1 protein-coding gene is annotated in these 827 nt (G+C 37.1%); it reads left to right on the forward strand.

The features are described from left to right. The first annotated feature begins 110 nt into the window (after nt 1–110). Nucleotides 111–671, forward strand: a complete 561-nt coding sequence (locus ACFSBH_RS12120) for a PepSY domain-containing protein (RefSeq protein ID WP_379597737.1) — start codon at nt 111–113, stop codon at nt 669–671. Nucleotides 672–827 lie beyond the last annotated feature (156 nt).

Below are 827 nucleotides of genomic sequence, written 5' to 3' on the forward strand. Positions count from 1 at the left end.
AGGAATATCCCAGAGCGTCCAAGTCATTTGACATATCAACAGGTTGATTAACAAGGGAAATAATAGGCGGAAACTAAGTGCCTAAACATAATATACGAGGAGGAAGTAAAATGAAAAAAGTATTAGTAACCGGAATCGTAACGGCTGGAATTTTATTAGGTGGGGCATCTATCATAGGGGCAGCAACCAACAACGGCAATGAAGCTATTCAAGCAGAAAGTGTAGCGAAAACGGCAAATGTTTCACAAGAAAAAAGCTTGCTTTCAATTGATCAGGTAAAAGAAATTGCGCTATCGGAACAAGATGGCCATATTGATGATATCGAATTGGAAAATGAAGATGGATTTGTCTATTATGAAGTGGAGATTGAAAATGGAGAAGCAGAATATGACATCTATATCGAAGCCTATACTGGAGAAATTTTTAGAGTAGAAGCGGATGATAACGATAATGATAGTAAAGAAAAAGAAACGATGAAGAACATCATCTCTGCTGACGAGGCGAAGAAAATCGCTATGGATCAAGTCGGCGGTAAGGTAGTGGAATTAGAATTGGATGAAGACGACAATCGTTATGAATACGAAATTGAACTTGAAACAAACCGCGGTGAAGTGGAAATGGTGATAGATGCCTTAACAGGTGAAATATTGGAAATCGACTTTGAAGATTAAATGCGAGAAATAAATTCATGTTTATGTTAGTACTTCTCTGAAAAAGGACTGCAAGGGAGTGTAAAATAAACTGTGTAAGTGAGAGAGCGTACGGCTCTTGCTTCGCAGTTTATTTTTTTATTGTTAGAATAAACATATAAGATTGGGAGGTTATTC

It is taken from the genome of Oceanobacillus luteolus (assembly GCF_042678205.1).
In the GTDB taxonomy this organism is placed as follows: Bacteria; Bacillota; Bacilli; order Bacillales; family Amphibacillaceae; genus Oceanobacillus; species Oceanobacillus luteolus.

What these genes read in the sequence shown, in the direction of transcription:
- ACFSBH_RS12120 (WP_379597737.1), top strand. Translation starts at nt 111, where the DNA reads ATGAAAAAAGTATTAGTAACCGGAATCGTAACGGCTGGAATTTTATTA.